This window comes from Staphylococcus sp. GDB20D11A, assembly GCF_016893255.1.
GTDB classification, from domain to species: domain Bacteria; phylum Bacillota; class Bacilli; order Staphylococcales; family Staphylococcaceae; genus Staphylococcus; species Staphylococcus aureus.
Genome location: NZ_JAFEPJ010000020.1, coordinates 1 through 18,880 on the forward strand (window position 1 = coordinate 1; position 18,880 = coordinate 18,880).

Annotated in this window: 21 protein-coding genes and 1 pseudogene; 6 read left to right on the top strand and 16 right to left on the bottom strand. The window is 31.0% G+C overall.

All coding sequences use genetic code 11. From position 1 onward, the window contains the following. Positions 1-92: 92 nt before the first annotated feature. Entirely contained in the window at positions 93-317 is a 225-nt protein-coding gene (locus JV528_RS11995) for a hypothetical protein (protein WP_001802045.1), read from the bottom strand. Continuing rightward, the gene (locus tag JV528_RS12000; RefSeq protein ID WP_000765710.1) at positions 274-420 is read right to left on the bottom strand and encodes a hypothetical protein; all 147 of its coding nucleotides are present in this window, start codon (positions 418-420) and stop codon (positions 274-276) included. Before JV528_RS12000 ends, JV528_RS11995 begins: the two co-directional genes overlap by 44 nt. A 672-nt stretch (positions 421-1,092) precedes the next feature. Here JV528_RS12000 and hyl point away from each other — a divergent pair. The 3 genes from hyl (at position 1,093) to JV528_RS12015 (ending at position 3,569) form a co-directional block, all read left to right on the top strand. Continuing rightward, positions 1,093-2,052, top strand: a complete 960-nt coding sequence (hyl, locus tag JV528_RS12005) for an alpha-hemolysin (RefSeq protein ID WP_000857485.1) — start codon at positions 1,093-1,095, stop codon at positions 2,050-2,052. A gap of 476 nt (positions 2,053-2,528) precedes the next feature. Then, the gene (locus JV528_RS12010; protein ID WP_000885205.1) at positions 2,529-2,762 is read left to right on the top strand and encodes a hypothetical protein; all 234 of its coding nucleotides are present in this window, start codon (positions 2,529-2,531) and stop codon (positions 2,760-2,762) included. A gap of 621 nt (positions 2,763-3,383) precedes the next feature. Further along, entirely contained in the window at positions 3,384-3,569 is a 186-nt protein-coding gene (locus JV528_RS12015; RefSeq protein WP_001032818.1) for a hypothetical protein, read from the top strand. 655 nt (positions 3,570-4,224) lie between these two features. Here JV528_RS12015 and JV528_RS12020 read toward each other — a convergent pair. The 3 genes from JV528_RS12020 to JV528_RS12030 form a co-directional block, all read right to left on the bottom strand. Beyond that, positions 4,225-4,566 (bottom strand): complement inhibitor SCIN family protein, encoded by a 342-nt coding sequence (locus JV528_RS12020; RefSeq protein ID WP_204254837.1) that lies wholly within the window; start codon positions 4,564-4,566, stop codon positions 4,225-4,227. Positions 4,567-4,719: 153 nt separating this feature from the next. Further along, positions 4,720-5,217, bottom strand: a complete 498-nt coding sequence (gene efb / locus JV528_RS12025) for a complement convertase inhibitor Efb (RefSeq protein ID WP_000791580.1) — start codon at positions 5,215-5,217, stop codon at positions 4,720-4,722. 258 nt (positions 5,218-5,475) lie between these two features. After that, entirely contained in the window at positions 5,476-5,982 is a 507-nt protein-coding gene (locus JV528_RS12030; protein WP_000584398.1) for an SA1002 family membrane protein, read from the bottom strand. A gap of 670 nt (positions 5,983-6,652) precedes the next feature. On the opposite strand from JV528_RS12030, the gene JV528_RS12035 reads away from it, so the two are divergent. Both JV528_RS12035 and JV528_RS12040 read left to right on the top strand, forming a co-directional pair. After that, positions 6,653-7,045, top strand: coding sequence for an FPRL1 inhibitory protein FLIPr (locus tag JV528_RS12035; RefSeq protein ID WP_000739568.1), 393 nt, complete (start codon positions 6,653-6,655; stop codon positions 7,043-7,045). After that, a pseudogene (locus JV528_RS12040) lies at positions 7,005-7,097 on the top strand (hypothetical protein). The gene JV528_RS12035 and the pseudogene JV528_RS12040 overlap by 41 nt, the downstream one beginning before the upstream one ends. Positions 7,098-7,413: 316 nt before the next feature. Here JV528_RS12040 and JV528_RS12045 read toward each other — a convergent pair. The 9 genes from JV528_RS12045 to uvrC all read right to left on the bottom strand — a co-directional run bounded on the left by JV528_RS12045 (position 7,414) and on the right by uvrC (position 15,720). After that, the gene (locus tag JV528_RS12045; protein ID WP_204177742.1) at positions 7,414-7,728 is read right to left on the bottom strand and encodes a fibrinogen-binding protein; all 315 of its coding nucleotides are present in this window, start codon (positions 7,726-7,728) and stop codon (positions 7,414-7,416) included. A 209-nt stretch (positions 7,729-7,937) separates the two neighbouring features. Beyond that, positions 7,938-8,105 (bottom strand): hypothetical protein, encoded by a 168-nt coding sequence (locus JV528_RS12050; protein ID WP_014532606.1) that lies wholly within the window; start codon positions 8,103-8,105, stop codon positions 7,938-7,940. A gap of 128 nt (positions 8,106-8,233) precedes the next feature. Beyond that, positions 8,234-8,737, bottom strand: a complete 504-nt coding sequence (locus JV528_RS12055) for a YfcE family phosphodiesterase (RefSeq protein ID WP_000049479.1) — start codon at positions 8,735-8,737, stop codon at positions 8,234-8,236. Continuing rightward, positions 8,730-9,317, bottom strand: coding sequence for an XTP/dITP diphosphatase (locus JV528_RS12060; protein WP_000659314.1), 588 nt, complete (start codon positions 9,315-9,317; stop codon positions 8,730-8,732). The genes JV528_RS12055 and JV528_RS12060 overlap by 8 nt, the downstream gene beginning before the upstream one ends. Positions 9,318-9,328: 11 nt before the next feature. Continuing rightward, complete coding sequence (racE, locus tag JV528_RS12065; protein ID WP_001039659.1) at positions 9,329-10,129, bottom strand: glutamate racemase; 801 nt, start codon at positions 10,127-10,129, stop codon at positions 9,329-9,331. Between the two features lie 238 nt (positions 10,130-10,367). Beyond that, a complete protein-coding gene (gene sdhB, locus JV528_RS12070; protein WP_000139712.1) occupies positions 10,368-11,183 on the bottom strand; it encodes a succinate dehydrogenase iron-sulfur subunit in 816 nt (271 codons plus the stop codon). Further along, a complete protein-coding gene (gene sdhA, locus JV528_RS12075; RefSeq protein ID WP_000818283.1) occupies positions 11,183-12,949 on the bottom strand; it encodes a succinate dehydrogenase flavoprotein subunit in 1,767 nt (588 codons plus the stop codon). Before sdhA ends, sdhB begins: the two co-directional genes overlap by 1 nt. Positions 12,950-13,000: 51 nt before the next feature. Beyond that, complete coding sequence (locus JV528_RS12080) at positions 13,001-13,615, bottom strand: succinate dehydrogenase cytochrome b558 subunit (RefSeq protein ID WP_000079321.1); 615 nt, start codon at positions 13,613-13,615, stop codon at positions 13,001-13,003. A 323-nt stretch (positions 13,616-13,938) separates the two neighbouring features. Further along, positions 13,939-15,720 (bottom strand): excinuclease ABC subunit UvrC, encoded by a 1,782-nt coding sequence (uvrC, locus tag JV528_RS12085; RefSeq protein ID WP_000390537.1) that lies wholly within the window; start codon positions 15,718-15,720, stop codon positions 13,939-13,941. A 165-nt stretch (positions 15,721-15,885) separates the two neighbouring features. On the opposite strand from uvrC, the gene JV528_RS12090 reads away from it, so the two are divergent. After that, positions 15,886-15,981 carry a hypothetical protein gene (locus tag JV528_RS12090; protein WP_041204276.1) on the top strand — a complete coding sequence of 32 codons (96 nt, stop codon included), beginning with the start codon at positions 15,886-15,888 and terminating at the stop codon, positions 15,979-15,981. 62 nt (positions 15,982-16,043) lie between these two features. Here JV528_RS12090 and trxA read toward each other — a convergent pair whose 3' ends face one another. Both trxA and JV528_RS12100 read right to left on the bottom strand, forming a co-directional pair. After that, on the bottom strand, positions 16,044-16,358 hold the full coding sequence (gene trxA, locus JV528_RS12095) for a thioredoxin (protein WP_001018928.1): 315 nt from the start codon (positions 16,356-16,358) through the stop codon (positions 16,044-16,046). Between the two features lie 172 nt (positions 16,359-16,530). Beyond that, the gene (locus tag JV528_RS12100) at positions 16,531-18,879 is read right to left on the bottom strand and encodes an endonuclease MutS2 (RefSeq protein ID WP_001249271.1); all 2,349 of its coding nucleotides are present in this window, start codon (positions 18,877-18,879) and stop codon (positions 16,531-16,533) included. Between the last annotated feature and the right edge of the window lies 1 nt (position 18,880).

The following is an 18,880-nucleotide window of genomic DNA, read 5'->3' on the forward strand; positions in this document are numbered from 1 at the left end:
ACTAGACTGGGTGCAGTTCATTTATTATGTCTTAGGCTCTATTCCTTCATTTAATGATTCAATTATTTTAGCAATACTTTATTGTCCCATGATTAGTGTTCTTTTAATGAGACATAGTAACTATAAAGTTTAATAATCGTTCTAAATCTAGCATCTTCTAGTTTGGTTTTCCCATTTCTTAAATCTTGTACTGTTTGATATGGAACTCCTGAATTTTTCGAAATTTTATAGCCTGATTCAGACTCAAACAAAGATTGAAGAGAGTTTATAATATTATTCAACTCTGTCATTTTTAATCCCCTTTCTTGAATTAACAATATACAATGTTGTTATTAAAACAGTCAGTGTATGGATGATTTCATTTCCTAAAAATATATTCAGCCATATAATAATAAGTAATACGATATAAAATAGTTTCATTTTAATCCCCTATCATATTTTTATTAATCAAATTTCAATAAGATTCATAATTAAAAGCTAACCTATACTCAAAATTTCCTTATAACGCCTCTAACTAAAAACCTACATTTTATTTTACATATAATATTTTACACTATATTAAAAATACATACGATACTTTTTCGTTATCTATTAGATATTTCTATGTATCGGCAAAATTTATTCCCGACGAAATTCCAAACATGATTAATACCCTTTTTCTCTATTTCTATTTATTAATTTACAGTAGTTAATATATAGTTAATTTTTATTTAATAGTTAATTAATTGATTTAATTCTAAGATATTTGTATTTTTATATTGTAATCGATTACATTTTTAAATCAAACAAATCATTAGTTTTAAAGAAATTAATCAATAAAATTAGCTATGTCTTTTCCTTGTTTCATAAAGAATTTATTCAACTTTGACTAACCCTCGAAATTGAAATGCTTCCTTTCAAATTTTAAATAAAAGTTAAAAACATATTCTTAAAATAATCACTCATCATCACTCAGTAATTTATCAGTTGCTACATTAAATATACTAATATAAACGATTATAAATATTTGATATGTCTCAACTGCAATATTCTAAATTGACATATTGATTATTGTTTCCTCAAATCGTTTTAAAAAATAGAAGGATGATGAAAATGAAAACACGTATAGTCAGCTCAGTAACAACAACATTATTGCTAGGTTCCATATTAATGAATCCTGTCGCTAATGCCGCAGATTCTGATATTAATATTAAAACCGGTACTACAGATATTGGAAGCAATACTACAGTAAAAACAGGTGATTTAGTCACTTATGATAAAGAAAATGGCATGCACAAAAAAGTATTTTATAGTTTTATCGATGATAAAAATCACAATAAAAAACTGCTAGTTATTAGAACGAAAGGTACCATTGCTGGTCAATATAGAGTTTATAGCGAAGAAGGTGCTAACAAAAGTGGTTTAGCCTGGCCTTCAGCCTTTAAGGTACAGTTGCAACTACCTGATAATGAAGTAGCTCAAATATCTGATTACTATCCAAGAAATTCGATTGATACAAAAGAGTATATGAGTACTTTAACTTATGGATTCAACGGTAATGTTACTGGTGATGATACAGGAAAAATTGGTGGCCTTATTGGTGCAAATGTTTCGATTGGTCATACACTCAAATATGTTCAACCGGATTTCAAAACAATTTTAGAGAGCCCAACTGATAAAAAAGTAGGCTGGAAAGTGATATTTAACAATATGGTGAATCAAAATTGGGGACCATATGATAGAGATTCTTGGAACCCGGTATATGGCAATCAACTTTTCATGAAAACTAGAAATGGCTCTATGAAAGCAGCAGATAACTTTCTTGATCCTAACAAAGCAAGTTCTCTATTATCTTCAGGTTTTTCACCAGACTTCGCTACAGTTATTACTATGGATAGAAAAGCATCCAAACAACAAACAAATATAGATGTAATATACGAACGAGTTCGTGATGACTACCAATTGCATTGGACTTCAACAAATTGGAAAGGTACCAATACTAAAGATAAATGGACAGATCGTTCTTCAGAAAGATATAAAATCGATTGGGAAAAAGAAGAAATGACAAATTAATGTAAATTATTTGTTCATGTACAAATAAATATAATTTATAACTTTAGCCGATAACTTCAGAAATGATGTTTTTCGGCTAATTTTTATACTGAATTTAGTTTAATTAACTTATGATATTTTTAATTTAAACTATCTACTTGATTTGCTTTCCTGACTTAAAAGTTAGACTAAACATGACGCTATATGAGGTGATTTTTAAAATAAGATATTTGAATTCCATGTTGTCAAACCCTTTATATAAAAGTTTTGAAATTGTTCAAAACTTTTTGAACACATTATGTGTTAATATATTTGCAGAATTATTTTAAAATCGTTTTAAAACTATACTGAAATAAGAAATTTAAAAGTATAATTAGTACATATAATTGAAAAAGATTTCTAGAAATACAATTAATTTTCATCTAGATATTGTACGAAGTTGTATGAATAAGTTAAACTTAAGTTGAATCAATTTAAATGTTCAAGGAGGTTAACAAATGGCTTTTAATGATTGGGAAATTAACGTTGTATACTCAGGAGAGCATGAGGTTGTAGCAAACGAAAAGAGTTTATTTGTCATTGACGAATTTTACGATGTTGCAATCGCAATCTATTATTTAGATGGAAAATTAAAAGTAGCTCATGTCAACTATGGTTCTGATTTTACAATTGACGTAGCTAATAAAGTTTTTGAATTGAATATTCAAAATCCAAATGTTGATGAGCATTAAATATTAAAAAGCATTTAGAATCATAAAGAGCATACTATATATAGCCTTTTACATGTAAAGCAAATGAAAATTAGATAATCTAATTATTTCAACTTTAAACAATATATCATTATAAAGAAGTTTTTAAAATAGAAGTATAAGGTGGTGAACAAAAATTAACATTGTGTATAACATTATAGTATATATAGCATGCATGATTAATTTCGGATTAATTATAGTCCCATTATTAACAACAAATGATGCGGATTTTGTATGGACTTCTTCATCATTAATATATATGATTCTTCTTACGTCGATTATCCTAATAGTTTATATTAAAACTAAAGATAGCTTACAGTTAACGATATTTATACTTAATATAGCCTTAATTATTCTATACTGTGCACCATTACTATTCATTTATGTATTCTAGTGCTTCATTAATATTTTAATGCATCAGTTTAAGGAAATTCCATTTGGAAAATAAAAAGCAAATATCATCATCAAATTAACATATTTAACGTTATACTTTCATAAAATATGAAACAATTGAACATCCTTACTTTAGCTTTATATCTTTATTTCAAGTCATGTTTTCAACTATTTTAATGAATTAAACATATATTATAAGGAGTCAACATCATGAATAAACATATAAATAAAAAAGCGACAAAACTACTTGAAGATTATAAAAAGGTTCAACAAAGAAAATCGAAAGAAACTGATAGAGGTTGTTTGAAAAGTGTCATCATGCTTATCGTCTTATTTTTCTTAATTATTTTTGGTATTGTGGCATGTTCTACAAACGTAAACTTTTTCTTCCAGTAAAAGAGTGAGATAGAAATGATAAAGAACCACTAATGATTTATTATGTAGTGGTTCTTTATCATTTGCTGTAGCTAATGTGTACTTAAAAAATGAATACATGAGTAAAACTCATTCATAAGAAATACTAATTTCTAAAGAAAAAGTATTTCTTTATGTTTGGGGCCCGTTTCCCCAACTTGCACATTTTTGTAAGCTGACTTTTCGCCAGCTTCTGTGTTGGGGCCCCGCCAACTTTCATTGTCTGTTGAAATTGGTGATCCAATTTCTCTCTGTTGGGGCCCACCCCAACTTTCATTGTTTGTAGAATTTCTTTTCGAAATTCTCTGTGTTGGGGCCCCACGAGTATTGAAAAAACTTGTTACATGCGTATTTTCATTTAGTCAACTACTACCAATATACCACTAGAACTAGAACTGATAATTTAATAATGTACACTTTTGATTGTTTAAACATGTACAAATTTAAAAAATAGGAGAGCAAAGTAAATAATTGATATAGTTATTTTGAGAGTAACCCTAGGAACTATTGTATTTATATTAGTCTCCCCTACTTTTAAATGTCATTCATTATACATAAGTAATTTGATATAGAATTTATCACATTTGCTAATTGAAAACAGGTTAAGACCATTTTTTGTCTCAACCTGTTTTATTTATTATCTATTTATAATTTCTTTGTATATTTTTTCTAATGCAACTTTAGCATCAGCCATTTTAGCGAAGTTATTGCTCCTAAGTGCCGCTTTAGCTCTATATTCATTCATCATAATCGTACGTTTATAATATGGATTTAAGCTGCCTGCAGCTAATGCATATACATTCGATTTGTTAAGTAAAGTTCTTAATTCTTCTGCTATGCGTTTATCATGAAACTCACTTTGAATTATATAGTCTTTCTTACTACTTGCATCTGCTTTATTCCCTTCTATAGTTGCTATCGCAGTTGATGATAAAAGTAATGCTAATGTTCCTGTTAATATATATTTTTTAAATTTCATTGTAAACTCTCCTTAAAATTGATACTTACTGAGTATATAGTCAATTTCAGGACAATTACATTAACCTGTCATTAAATAGATTACTTTTTTCATTAATAAAAATTAACATAACATTTAATTATTTATTTCCACATAACAGCAACGATTGAAGTTTTATTTTACTAATCCTTGTTTTAATACATTATCAATTCGCTCTTGTAAGACCATTTTCTTAACTTTGTATTCAAACGAAACTAAGTTGACTGCCTTTTGTGCTTTTCTGTGTGCACTGACAGTATGTGTTTTTTCAAATTCTCTCACAAGATTTTGAGCTTGAATCAATTTTTGTTCTTTTTTAATAGTTGCATCAGTTTTCGCTGCTGGTTTATTAAATTGTGGACGTGCACCATATTCGAATGTACCATCGTTAAATTCTAAAATATTATAGTCATGTTTGAATTTAATATATTTTGGTGTTGAGTTAAATTTTGGTCTAGATTGATATTTAAAAGTACCATCATTGTACTCTACGATATTGTGATTAATACTCACTGGTTTCTTTTCTCTTGGACCGTACCCTTCGCTCGCATCTGCTGTTGACGCAATTGTAGTTGTAGTGATACCAATTGCCGCTATTGTTAATAAAGATTTTGCTATCAATTTATTTTTCATGTTAATTATCCTCCAAATTATTATCTTACATTTATTAAGTTATCCTATTTATACAACTTTTGAAATTAACTAATTATTAATTAACTATAAACACTTTATAATATAGACAAAATATAGTTATCTATCTTGTGACTCATCAGCACTTATACACTAGTCAAAAAATTCACGCCTCTACTTTTTCGAATTTCAAAAATAAAACCACACAACAAAAAAGACACCATTTAAATGTTGGTGTCTGATGGTATAATTTCATAGATTTTATTTGTAACTTCTCATTCTATAGTTAAATATTGTGACCCAGCTAATGATTAACGTTGGTAGAATTACTAAATTCAAATTAGACACGTCAAAAAAGACAGATTGGAAATTGTCGATATTAATATCATTAATGTCCATTTTTTCATTTACTGCTTGATAGATCGCAAAGTAAACTAAGAACCATTGAATTAAATGTTCTAAAACGACAACCTCTGTCAAATCGACATTCTTTTTTCTAAAAAGTAATCTAACTATAAATAATTGGAATATACTTGAAATCAAGATCAATATAATACCCATTAAGAAAAAACTACCAAAATCAATTGTGATAAATTGAATAATACCATAAATAATTACGGCAGATATTGCCAGTGAAATATATCCTATAAAGATAAATACCACACCCATAAAGAGTGTCTTTAAGAACAGAAAAGGCTTCTTTCTATTTGTAACCAAATAGCTCAATATACAAAGTAGTAATAGAATTGTTAAAATTTTAATTATCATCGTTTGACCTCAATATATTTATTTATATCTTTATTATTGACCACGAAAAAATAACAATCACTTAAGTGATTGCCAATAATACTCAATGCCTACTCTATAGTAATCTTGGCACGTGATTTTACACTATTTTATCTATTTAAAAATGTAAGTGTTGAATTATTCTTACTTCGAAAATGCATAATTCAACTAAATAGTATAATTTTTAACTTATATATTAATCATAACATATCAACCATAATTAGAATATATCTCTTATTTCTTTATAAGTAAAATTATACATATTAATTACTTCTCTACTATGTGTCATTTCTTTTTTTATAAACATTAATTATCAAAAAACTATATGGATAACAATTTGGAGTGTTTGTCTACCCAATATTGCAAACAAAATGTAGAGAAATACAAATATCGTTTTAACAATAAAAATCATTCAATCATAGTTGAGTGACGTTTACTACTATTATTATACTATCAACAATTTCAATAATACCTCAAATAAAAATAATACCATCAAATTCATCATTATTCTTTTTCGATTGCATTAAACCTTATTAATTTGCACTTAATTTTAATTAATGAAGTGTTAACTGGTAAATGCATGAAACCGTTTGTAAAATAGCAGTGTACTCGCATTAGTAAGTACAAATTTATTTTACAGGGAGAACTTATTATGAAAAAAAATATCACAAAAACTATTATCGCATCTACAGTAATCGCTGCAGGTCTTTTAACAACAGCACAAAGTGCAAATGCTTTTAGTTATGAATGGAAAGGTTTAGAAATCGCTAAAAAAGAAGCTGACCAAGCCAAAAAAGATGAAGATCGTGCTAATAAATTAATTAATATACCACCTCAAGACTATTACAAAGGTGAAACTGTTAATGATCTGTACCTTATTGTTAAAAAATTAAGCCAAGGTGATGTGAAGAAAGCAGTTGTCAGAATTAAAGATGGTGGTCCTAGAGATTACTATACTTTTGACTTAACTCGTCCTTTAGAAGAGAACAGAAAAAATATTAAAGTTGTTAAAAACGGTGAAATCGACTCGATTTATTGGGATTAATTAACATACTGAATTAAATAGTTGTACGCCAAACGTTAGAAAACAATGCTAACGTTTTGGCGTGCTTTTTTATTTTAAATAACTTCCAATTTATTTAGCATCTTTACGACTGTTTAATAAAGCACGTATGATTAACACGGTTGCCACTAGATCCGTTACAATTTTTATGATTGTTAATACATTCGATTTCCTTTTCACAATAGCCACCTCGCTTGTTCAAAACATAAACAACTATTGTATTCACTTTTAAGTAATTATTTATATGATTTATCCCAATAAGCTCACCATTCAAATGAACGCAATATTATAAATTAATTATACCTTTGAATATAGCAAAAAGCCACACTCTATAGCATGGCTTCTATCAATTATTTTAAAGTATTATATTTTAAAACTAGATCAATTTGTCTTTGTAATTTTTTCTTTTCATAGCTGTGTTGGAAATGAATTAAGTTAACAGCTCTTTGTGCTTTACGGTGTGTTGCAACAGTTCTAGTACGTTTGAACAAGTTTACAGCTTTTTGTGCATCCACAACTTTTTTATTTACTTGTTTTTTAAAGTTTGTTTGATACTCGTTATATTTTTTTACAGTTTCAGCGTTTTTAGTTTGTGCATGAGATTCACTGGCAAACGTTGATACCGTTAAACTAATAGCAGCTATGCTTAAAATTGATTTCCCAATAAAATTCTTTTTTCATAATTAATAACACCTATCCTCAAATATTTATTTTGTATATATTTATAATAATAGACAGATACAAAAAACTACATTAACTATTTATTAACTAAACATTAATATTTGTGTCACTACATTTCTGAATTTCAAGAATTTTGCTACTCCATATTTTAAACATCAAATTATTGATATAATTTATGCCTTTAGAAATCCTTTTAAATATGTATACGATTCATGATTTTAACTAAAATTTCAAAATTCCTGACTTCTTGGAATCTTAATTTTATACTTTTTAACAATACACTTTTAACCAAATAATCAACATGATTCAACCATATAGGACCATCAACAATCACATTCCCCAAAATTACAATTCTTTTCATAACATAAATGTGTTATTCATTCCAGTTATCTTATAAAATTGTCAGAAATACTTTTAAATAAACATTCATGTCACGACCTCCTAGTTAAATCAATCTATAAACTAAAAAAAGCCATAGCTACTTTCTATTTAAAAAGTAGTATGACTTATTGTTTCGTGATGTCGATTTTTGAAATTGATGGTGCCATGTAAAGTTTGATCATCAATAATAACTTCAGCATATGTTTCTTCCATTGAACTTCTAGATTGAGATATACTTCCAGGATTAATAACATGAACACCATTAATATACTCATATTTTGCCACATGTGTATGTCCATAAAATGCAAACAAACAACCTAATTCAAGTCCTTTTTCAGCTAATAAATCTCTTGTTCGATTGACTTGATATAAATGTCCATGAGTGTAAAATGCTTTCACGTCATTACATTTTGCGACCGCTTCATTTTCAAATTCTGGGTAAAAATCACAATTGCCTTTTACTCTATTAAATAAGCTAAGTTCCGTATCATCATACGCGAATTCTGAATCTCCTAAATGTAAATATACATCTGCATCTGGGTGCATTTCATAAATTTGATATAAAACGCCTGACTCAGTATGGTTATCACTCACAATAATCCATTTAGACATTTTTATCACCTTCAAGAAAAGCTTGAAGTAAATTAATCGCATTTCGTCTATGACTAATTTGCCCTTTTTGTTCTTTAGAAAGTTGAGCCATAGTTTTATCTAATTTCGGTACATAAAATATCGGATCATATCCGAAACCATTTTCGCCATATTTCCCATCTGCAATTTCACCTGAAATAGTACCTTTAAATACTTTTGTTTCCATATCAGGGCCACTCATACTTATGACACAAACAAATTGCGCACGACGATCAGTTGTATTACCAAGCTTATTTAATAATTTTTCAATATTTGCTTCATCGCTTTTATTTTCACCAGCATAACGTGCAGAGTATATACCTGGCTCACCATTTAATGCAAAAACTTCTAGTCCACTGTCATCAGCTATGACCGTTTTATTCAATGCTTTTGCAGCAGCTTCTGATTTTAATATAGCATTTTCTTCAAATGTTGATCCTGTTTCTTCCACATCAAAATCTGGTATTAGTTCTGAAATACCTATTACGTGGTAATCTGGAAATATCACTTTAAAGTCATTTATTTTCCCTTGATTATTCGATGCAATAACAATCTCTTTCATTAAAAATCCTCCTAGTCATTCACTGATATACGTTCCACATTGACAGATAAATTTAACCACTCTTTGATAATGTTAGTAATGTGAGTAGGATCACCTGTTGCAAAAAATCGATGATCTGGATGTTCAGTATAACTTGCATGTTCATTACTAAATGTTAGCAATGCACTAACTTCACGAGCCGTTTCTAATCCAGACGAAATCACAGTCTTTTTACCACCAAAATAATCATAGATAGGTTTATAGAGCAATGGATAGTGAGTACATCCTAAAATGACAGTATCAGACTCACTATTACGCCAACGTTTCAGTGTTTGATGAATGACAATGCTTGTAATTGTTGGATCACTATATCTCATTTGTTCTACAAGTGGCACAAAACCTGGACAGGCAACGCCATGTACCTCTACATGTGGATTTATACGTTTAATATGCGTACGATATGCTTCAGATTTAATTGTGCCTTCCGTTCCTAGTACTAATACATTTTGATTTCTAGTGGTCATTATTGCTGTTCTAGCACCTGGTTCAATTACGCCAATCACTGGGATTGATAAGGTCTTTTGTAAATATTCTAAAGCTACAGCAGTTGCTGTATTACAAGCAATCACGAGCATTTTTATATCAAATTCCATTAATTTACGAGCGATTTCAACTGTATATTGTTTTACTTGTTCTCCTGGTCTTGGCCCATATGGACATCGCCCAATATCACCTAAGTAATAAATCGTCTCATTTGGCAACTGACGCATAATTTCTTTAGCTACTGTCAAACCTCCGACACCAGAGTCTATTACACCTATTGGTTTATTCATATTCGGTCATCCTTACTTTTAATTTAATTTTTAGTTTATCATAACTAAGCATTGGATTTTAGTATTATGCACTGTGTTTACCATTTTTGTCATTATAATATAATACTTGTTTTAAATTAGCTCACTATCATATTGTCATGTAATGTAACTATAAAAAATCCCTTCTAAGTTTTTGTGTATCTCCATTCAATTTAATTTTGAAAGGAACATAACATTTTAACTCAAAAGGGATTAATTTTTATTCTACTTCATGGTCTGAACCAAAGAATGATTTAAACATGTGGAATGTCGTTTCTCTGTTCATTGCTGCGATGGATGTTGTTAATGGAATACCTTTAGGGCAAGCATTAACACAGTTTTGTGAATTACCACACTGCTGTAAGCCACCAGTACCCATTAATGCATTTAAACGTTCATCTTTAGTCATAGATCCTGTTGGATGCAAATTAAACAAACGAACTTGCGAGATTGCTTGCGCACCAACAAATTTATTATTTTCAGTAACATTAGGACAAACTTCTAAACATACACCACATGTCATACATTTAGATAATTCATAAGCTGTTTGACGTTTTTTCTCTGGCATACGTGGTCCCGGACCTAAATCATACGTTCCATCGATTGGGATCCATGCTTTCATACGTTTTAAGTTATCGAACATTCTAGAACGATCAACTTGTAAGTCACGGATAACTGGGAAAGTATTCATTGGCTCTAAACGAATAGGTTGTTCTAATTGATCAACAATCGCAGAACAAGATTGTCTTGCACGACCATTGATAACCATAGAACATGCTCCACATACTTCTTCTAAGCAGTTCATATCCCAGACAACAGGTGTTGTTTTTTCACCTTTAATATTAACTGGGTTACGTCTAATTTCCATTAAACAAGCAATGACGTTTAAATTTTCACGATATGGAATTTCAAATGTTTCTTCATAAGGCTTAGAATCACTTGTATCTTGTCGTTTAATAATTAATTTTACTGTTTTTTGTTTCGGTTTAGATTGTGTTTCATGTTGTGGAGTGTTTTTCACTGATTGTTCAGTCATTATTTTTTACCCCCTTTAGACTTACTTGTGTAATCACGTTTACGAGGTGGTATTAAACTCACATCGACGTCATCATAAGTAAACTGTGGTTTTTCAAATGCGCCTTGGAATGAGGCCATTGTCGTTTTTAACCACTCTTCATCATTACGCTCTGGGAATTCTGGTTTATAATGGGCCCCGCGTGATTCGTTACGGTTATATGCACCAATCGTAATAACACGCGCAAGTACTAACATGTTCCATAATTGACGAGTAAAGAATACCGCTTGGTTACTCCAAGTTTGAGTATCTTCCATATCAATATCTTCATAACGTTTCATCAATTCAACAATCTTTTTATCTGTTTCTAACAGTTTTTCATTTTCACGAACAACAGTTACATTTGCTGTCATAATTTCACCAAGTTCACGGTGTAATTTATATGCATTTTCTGTACCGCGCATAGCTAATAATTTATCAAAACGTTCTTGCTCTTCAGCTTTACGTTTTTCAAAAATACTTTCGTCCATATCAGTATATGATCGATCAATATTTGAAATATACTCAATCGCGTTTGGACCTGCTACTGTACCACCATAAATCGCTGATAACAATGAATTGGCACCTAAGCGGTTACCACCATGTTGAGAGAAGTCACATTCTCCAGCTGCAAATAACCCTTTAATATTTGTCATTTGATCATAATCTACATATAGACCACCCATTGAATAGTGGACAGCTGGGAAAATCTTCATTGGTACTTTGCGTGGGTCATCACCAGTGAATTTTTCATAAATTTCAATGATACCACCTAGTTTTACATCTAACTCATGTGGATCTTTATGTGACAAATCAAGATATACCATGTTTTCGCCATTAATACCTAATTTTTGGTTAATACATACATCGAAAATTTCACGCGTCGCGATATCACGAGGTACTAAGTTACCATAATCAGGATATTTCTCTTCTAAGAAGTACCAAGGCTTACCATCTTTATATGTCCAAATTCGTCCACCTTCACCACGTGCTGATTCACTCATTAGTCGCAGTTTATCATCACCAGGGATTGCAGTAGGATGAATTTGAATGAACTCACCATTAGCATAAATAGCGCCTTGTTGGTAAACAATGGAAGCCGCTGATCCTGTATTAATCATTGAGTTTGTTGTTTTACCGAAGATGATACCAGGGCCACCCGTTGCCATAATAACTGCATCTGAACCAAATGTTTCAATCTCAGCAGTTGTCATATTTTGTGCAACGATACCTCTTGCACTATCATCGTCACCTTTAACTATGCCAAGGAATTCCCATCCTTCATACTTCGTAACTAATCCATCTACTTCATATGCACGAACTTGTTCATCCAATGCATATAATAATTGTTGTCCAGTTGTTGCCCCTGCATATGCTGTTCTGTGGTGTAATGTACCACCGAAACGTCTAAAATCTAATAGACCTTCATTTGTTCTATTGAACATTACGCCCATACGGTCTAATAAATGAATAATTTTAGGTGCTGCCTCTGTCATCGCTTTAACAGGTGGTTGGTTTGCAAGGAAGTCGCCACCATACACTGTATCATCAAAGTGAATCCAAGGAGAATCGCCTTCCCCTTTAGTATTGACCGCACCATTAATGCCACCTTGGGCACAAACAGAGTGCGAACGCTTTACTGGTACAACTGAGAACAAATCTACATGTGCACCTTTTTCTGCCGCTTTAATTGTTGACATTAAGCCCGCTAGGCCACCTCCGACAACAATAAGATGTTTCTCTGCCATAAAAATTTCACTCCCCTAAATTTTCAATCTATATTTGTTAAATGCGATGTATTACATAAAGGCAATAATTGCAGTAACACCAATATACGAAATAACTAAGAATACGATTAATGAAACCCATGTAAATACTCGTTGTGATTTTGGAGATTGAAGTCCACCCCAAGTAACTAAGAATGACCATAAGCCATTTGCAAAGTGGAACACAACAGCAATAATACAAATAATATAAAATATTGCCCATCCAGGATGTTGCAATGTTTCGTGCATTAAATCGTAATTCACTTCTTTACCGTAAAATGCTTTTTGTAAACGTGTTTGCCATAAATGGATACCAATAAAGATAAATGTTAAGATACCACTCACTCTTTGGAATAAGAACATCCAGTTTCTAAAAATCGAGTAATGTCCAACATTTTCTTTTGCTGTAAATGCAATGTGTATACCAAACAAACCGTGATATAACAACGGAATGTATATAAATAAAAATTCTACAATAATTAGAAATGGTAATGATTCCATAAAGTTAGATGCCTTATTAAACGCTTCAGCACCTTGTGTTGCTTGGTGATTCACTAATAAATGAACGACCAAAAATGCACCTATTGGGATAATACCTAATAACGAGTGAATACGTCTTAGATAAAATTCATTTTTTGATTGAGCCAAAAGGAGTCCCCCCTGTGAACGAATATTTAATTTATTGAGCTATTTATATTAAACGTACGCTTAACCCCCTAAAGTGATATCGTTTCTTGCGTTGTCATTATCATTAAGCGAAACATTTTAAAGACAAATACACACTGCACGATCACCAAACTGCATGTCGAACAATGTAAAATTTGGATTTAATATTTAAGATTGCTTGTGATGATAAACTTTCTCATTTAGAAAACGCTTCCACGTACATTCAAAAAAATAACTTTGTTAACCATATTGTAACATTATTTCATATATTTTGGGGCATGAAAATGATTCTCACGCCCTGTAATTTATTTATGCAATTGTTCATGTAGGTTCTTTGCAACGTTTTCAGGAATACCTATATTTTTAAAATCTTCAAGTGTAGCTTCCTTCATTTTCTTGATTGAACCGAATGTACGCAATAATAATGTTTTACGTTTGCCACCGATACCATCTATATCATCAAGGATTGATTTCAAGCCTGTCTTTTGACGTGTTTGTCTATGAAAGGTGATTGCGAATCTGTGAACCTCATCTTGGATACGGTGCAACAAATAAAATGCTTGGCTATTTTTCTTCAGTGGTACAATTTCTGCACTAGCGCCATATAATAATTCAGATGTTTGGTGTTTATCATTTTTTTGCAAACCTGCAACAGGGATATCAAGACCTAATTCGTTTTGTAGCACATCAATAACCCCGTTCATATGTCCTTTACCACCATCTACTATAATTAAATCCGGTAATGGTAATCCTTCGTTTAAAACGCGAGAATATCGTCGTCTTACTACTTCTCTCATTGATTTGTAATCATCTGGACCTTTAACCGTTTTGATTTTATACTTTCTATAATTTTTCTTGTCTGGTTTACCATCGACAAATGTAACCATTGCTGACACTGGATCCACACCTTGGATATTAGAATTATCGAATGCTTCAATTCTAATTGGTGTTTGAATTCCCATTTGTGTTCCAAGTTCTTCAATAGCTTTAATTGTTCTGGACTCATCACGTGATATTAATTCAAATTTATTATTTAAGGATACTTTAGCGTTATGTGCAGCTAGGTCAACCATATCTTTTTTGGGACCTCGCGCGGGTTGAACGATTTTAGTGTCCACAACAGATTGAATCATTTCTTTATCCAAATTACGTGGTACATGAACTTCCTTAGGTAAAATATGTTGGTTTAAACTATAAAATTGTCCAATAAATGTATAAAATTCTTCTTCTTCTGTTTGCTGTAATGGAATCATCGTTGTATCTCGCTTTATCATATTACCTTGTCGTATAAAGAAAACTTGGATACACATCCATCCTTTATCAACACTATAACCAAAGACATCACGAATCGTTTTATCTGATGACATAATTTTTTGTTTGTTAGTTAGATTTTGAATATGTTGAATTAAATCTCTATATTCTTTAGCTCGTTCAAAATCAAGTGATTCACTTGCAGTTAACATTCGCTCTTCTAAACTTTTTAAAATTGTTTTGTCTTCCCCATTCAGAAAATCAGTAATTTCCTTCGTCATTTGTGCGTATTTACTCAAATCAACGTTATATACACATGGTCCTAAACATTGTCCAATATGGTAATAAAGACATAATTTATCTGGCATCTTATCACATTTGCGATATGGATATATTCTGTCTAATAACTTTTTAGTTTCTTGAGCAGAATATGCATTTGGATACGGTCCGAAATATTTGCCAGTACCTTGTTTTACAGTTCTCGTCACTAGTAGTCTAGGATATTTTTCCTTCGTAATTTTAATAAATGGATAACTTTTATCATCTTTTAATAAAATGTTGTATCTAGGTTGATATTGTTTAATCAGATTCAATTCCAGTAAAAGTGACTCTGTTTCACTAGACGTGACAATAAACTCAAAGCGACGTATTTCACCAACCAGTCTCGTTGTTTTAGCATCATGAGCGCCCGTAAAATATGATCGCAATCGATTTCTTAGCTTTTTAGCTTTGCCAACATATATCACTTGATCATTACGATCTTTCATTAAATAGCAGCCTGGTTCCATAGGTACGACATTTAATTTATTTTTAATTCGTTGCTTATAGTCTTCCAAAAATATCCCCCCTTCTAATTTTAAAATGAATGATGCTACAAAAGTGCTTCAAATTTATCACCACTAATTCTAGTTCATAATCAACATCTTCGAGTATGACTTTTCATGCACATCATGTAATATTGAACATTGTTTTATCAAACCAACTGCTACATGTCTATTAGCATGTTTGATTATCATTTAACGTTCATAGATTTATTAATCCCACCATTCTCAAGTCGTAAACAATATGATGACTTATCATTCAACTTTTTATATTAAAAACACAAACAAAAACTGGAGCAATTCATTAAAGAAATGCCCCAGTCGTCATTGGTTGTAACTTATAAATGTTTATCTAAAACTTCAGCTAAGTTTTCTTTTGGTTGGAAACCAACAACTTTATCAACTGGTTGACCGTCTTTAAAGACGATTAATGTTGGAATACTCATCACTTCATATTTAGCTGCAGTTGATGGATTTTCATCAACATCTAATTTTAAAATGTCAGCTTTACCTTCATAGTCAGCTGCTAATTCTTCTAATACTGGAGCGATCATTTTACATGGACCACACCATGTTGCCCAAAAATCTACTAATTGTACACCAGATTCTACTTTTGAATCAAAATCTGCATCTGTTACTTTTACGATTGCCATAAATGCCAATCCTCCTTAATTATTATTATGATGTTCAAATTATATCAGATAACATGCTTCATGTATTTCTATTTGCTCAATTTTTATGCTTATTTCAAATAACATGTTTGAAATGTATTCTTGTTGCTTTACATTATTTTAACTGCAGCTATTTAATTTATCAAATTATAATTTATTTTAGTGTTGCAACGGTAACGCCAAATCCACCTTCGCTTGGCATACCACCTCTAAAGTCACTAACACTTTTATGCTTTTTCAAATGTTGTTGTACACCTTTTTGAAGTGCACCTGTACCTTTACCATGAATGATATAAACTTGTTCGTAATTACTTAAAACGGCTTGATCTAAATATTGATCTAGTTCAATTAAAGCATCCTCATAACGGTAGCCTCGTAAGTCAAGTTCAGTTTTAATTGTTTGACGATTTTGACGTGTAACCATTTTCGTTGGCTTAACTTTTTCTTTTTGTTTTTTCTCTAAATCTTCAATAGGTAACTTCATTTTAATAATTCCCATTTGAACAATTGCTTCTTCATCATTGACAATTTCTAAAACTTCACCCTTTTGACCGTAAGATAATACTTTTACTTCATCACCAGCAACAATTTTATCGTATTTTTGCTTTTGTACATTTTGCTTTATAGATTTCGCTTCATAATGATCATCTAATCGTTTCTTCTTATCAATCAATTCATGTTCTTTAACATCTGCACCTTTTTGTTCACGCAATTGTCTTAAATCTTTAATAATATCGTCAGCTTCTTTTGTTGCAGCTTTAATCTTCTGATTTGCTTTTTCTTTCGCTTCCTCTATTAGAGACTTTTCATAATTTTGGAATTGTTGATACTGCTTAGATAAATCATCATGCACTTGCTCCGCTTCTTTTACAAGACGGTCCAGTTCTAACCTCTGTGTCTCTACACGTTTGTAATTACGCTCTAATGATTCAATCATTTCATTTATTTCTTTTTCATCAGTACCAATCATCGTCTTAGCCTTATTTATAATATTCAAACTAAGACCTAACTTTTTAGAAATATCAAAAGCATTTGAACGACCCGGCACACCCATTAATAACTTATACGTTGGACTCAAAGTATCTACATCAAATTCTACACTCGCATTCATAACGCCTTCTCGATTATAACTATATGCTTTAAGTTCAGGATAGTGCGTCGTTGCCATTACTAGAGAACCAATTTTTCTAACATGATCTAAAATGCTCATTGCTAAGGCAGCACCTTCACTTGGATCTGTACCTGCACCTAATTCATCAAATAAAACTAAACTATGTTTATCTGCATGCTTTAAAATTTCAACTATATTCGTCATATGAGATGAAAAAGTTGATAATGATTGTTCTATTGATTGTTCATCTCCGATATCGCAATATACATTTTTAAATACACTTAACTGACTACCATCAAGTGTTGGAATCAACAATCCAGATTGAGCCATAACAATAATTAAACCTAATGTTTTTAACGTTACTGTTTTACCACCTGTATTCGGTCCTGTAATAATTACCGTTTCAATATCTTCCATAAATTCGATGGTATTAGCTACAACAGTCTCACGATTTAATAATGGATGGTATGCTTTAGGTAAATATACAGTACGTTCCTCTTTAAATATCGGCTTTGTTCCTTTAATACTTCTACTATATCTCGCTTTTGCGATTAAAAAATCTAACTGACCCATGACTTGTTCTGCCACAAGTAGTGCATCTTTGTCCGCAGCCACATAACCAGTTAGTTGCGTTAAAATGCGTTCTTTTTCAATTGCTTCATCATGACGTAATCGACTAATTTGATTATTCATTTCAACAACTGATGATGGCTCAATATACAATGTTTGTCCTGAAGCAGATTGATCATGTACAATCCCATTAAAATCTTGTCGATATTCAGCTTTGACAGGTATAACGTTTCTTTCATTCCTAACTGTTACAATAGCATCTGATAATTTTTTCTGATTTGCTTGGCTTTTAACAATACGGTCCAAATTTTGTCTAATACGTTGATTCGTGCTAGAAATTTTACTTCTAATCCCTTGCAATTCATAACTCGCATTATCATATAAATCATACGTATCGCATGTTTCATTTATTTGTTGAAAAAGATCGGTTAACACAGGTAATTGATTCATCTTGTCATCTAATATTGGGTATTTAACATCTTCATCTTCTTCAACCAATTGATTATAAAATGTCTTAAATTGATTTTGTACTTGAATTAATCTTTTTATCAAGTTAAGCTCTGATACATTTAAAACGCCGCCAATATCAGCGCGATGAATGAATGCTGATACTTTAGATAAGCCACTCAAGCTTGGTAAACGATGCTTATTATAGATTTGAGCAATCTCATCCGTTTCTTCCATTTGAAAAACAACCGTTTCAAAATTAGTAGCTGGCATCATTTGATTGACCTTTTCCAAGCCTAAGTCACTAATAGTTTCATTGGCAACGAGTGATTTTATTTTTTCAAATTCTAAGACGTCTAATGTTTTTTGTCTCATA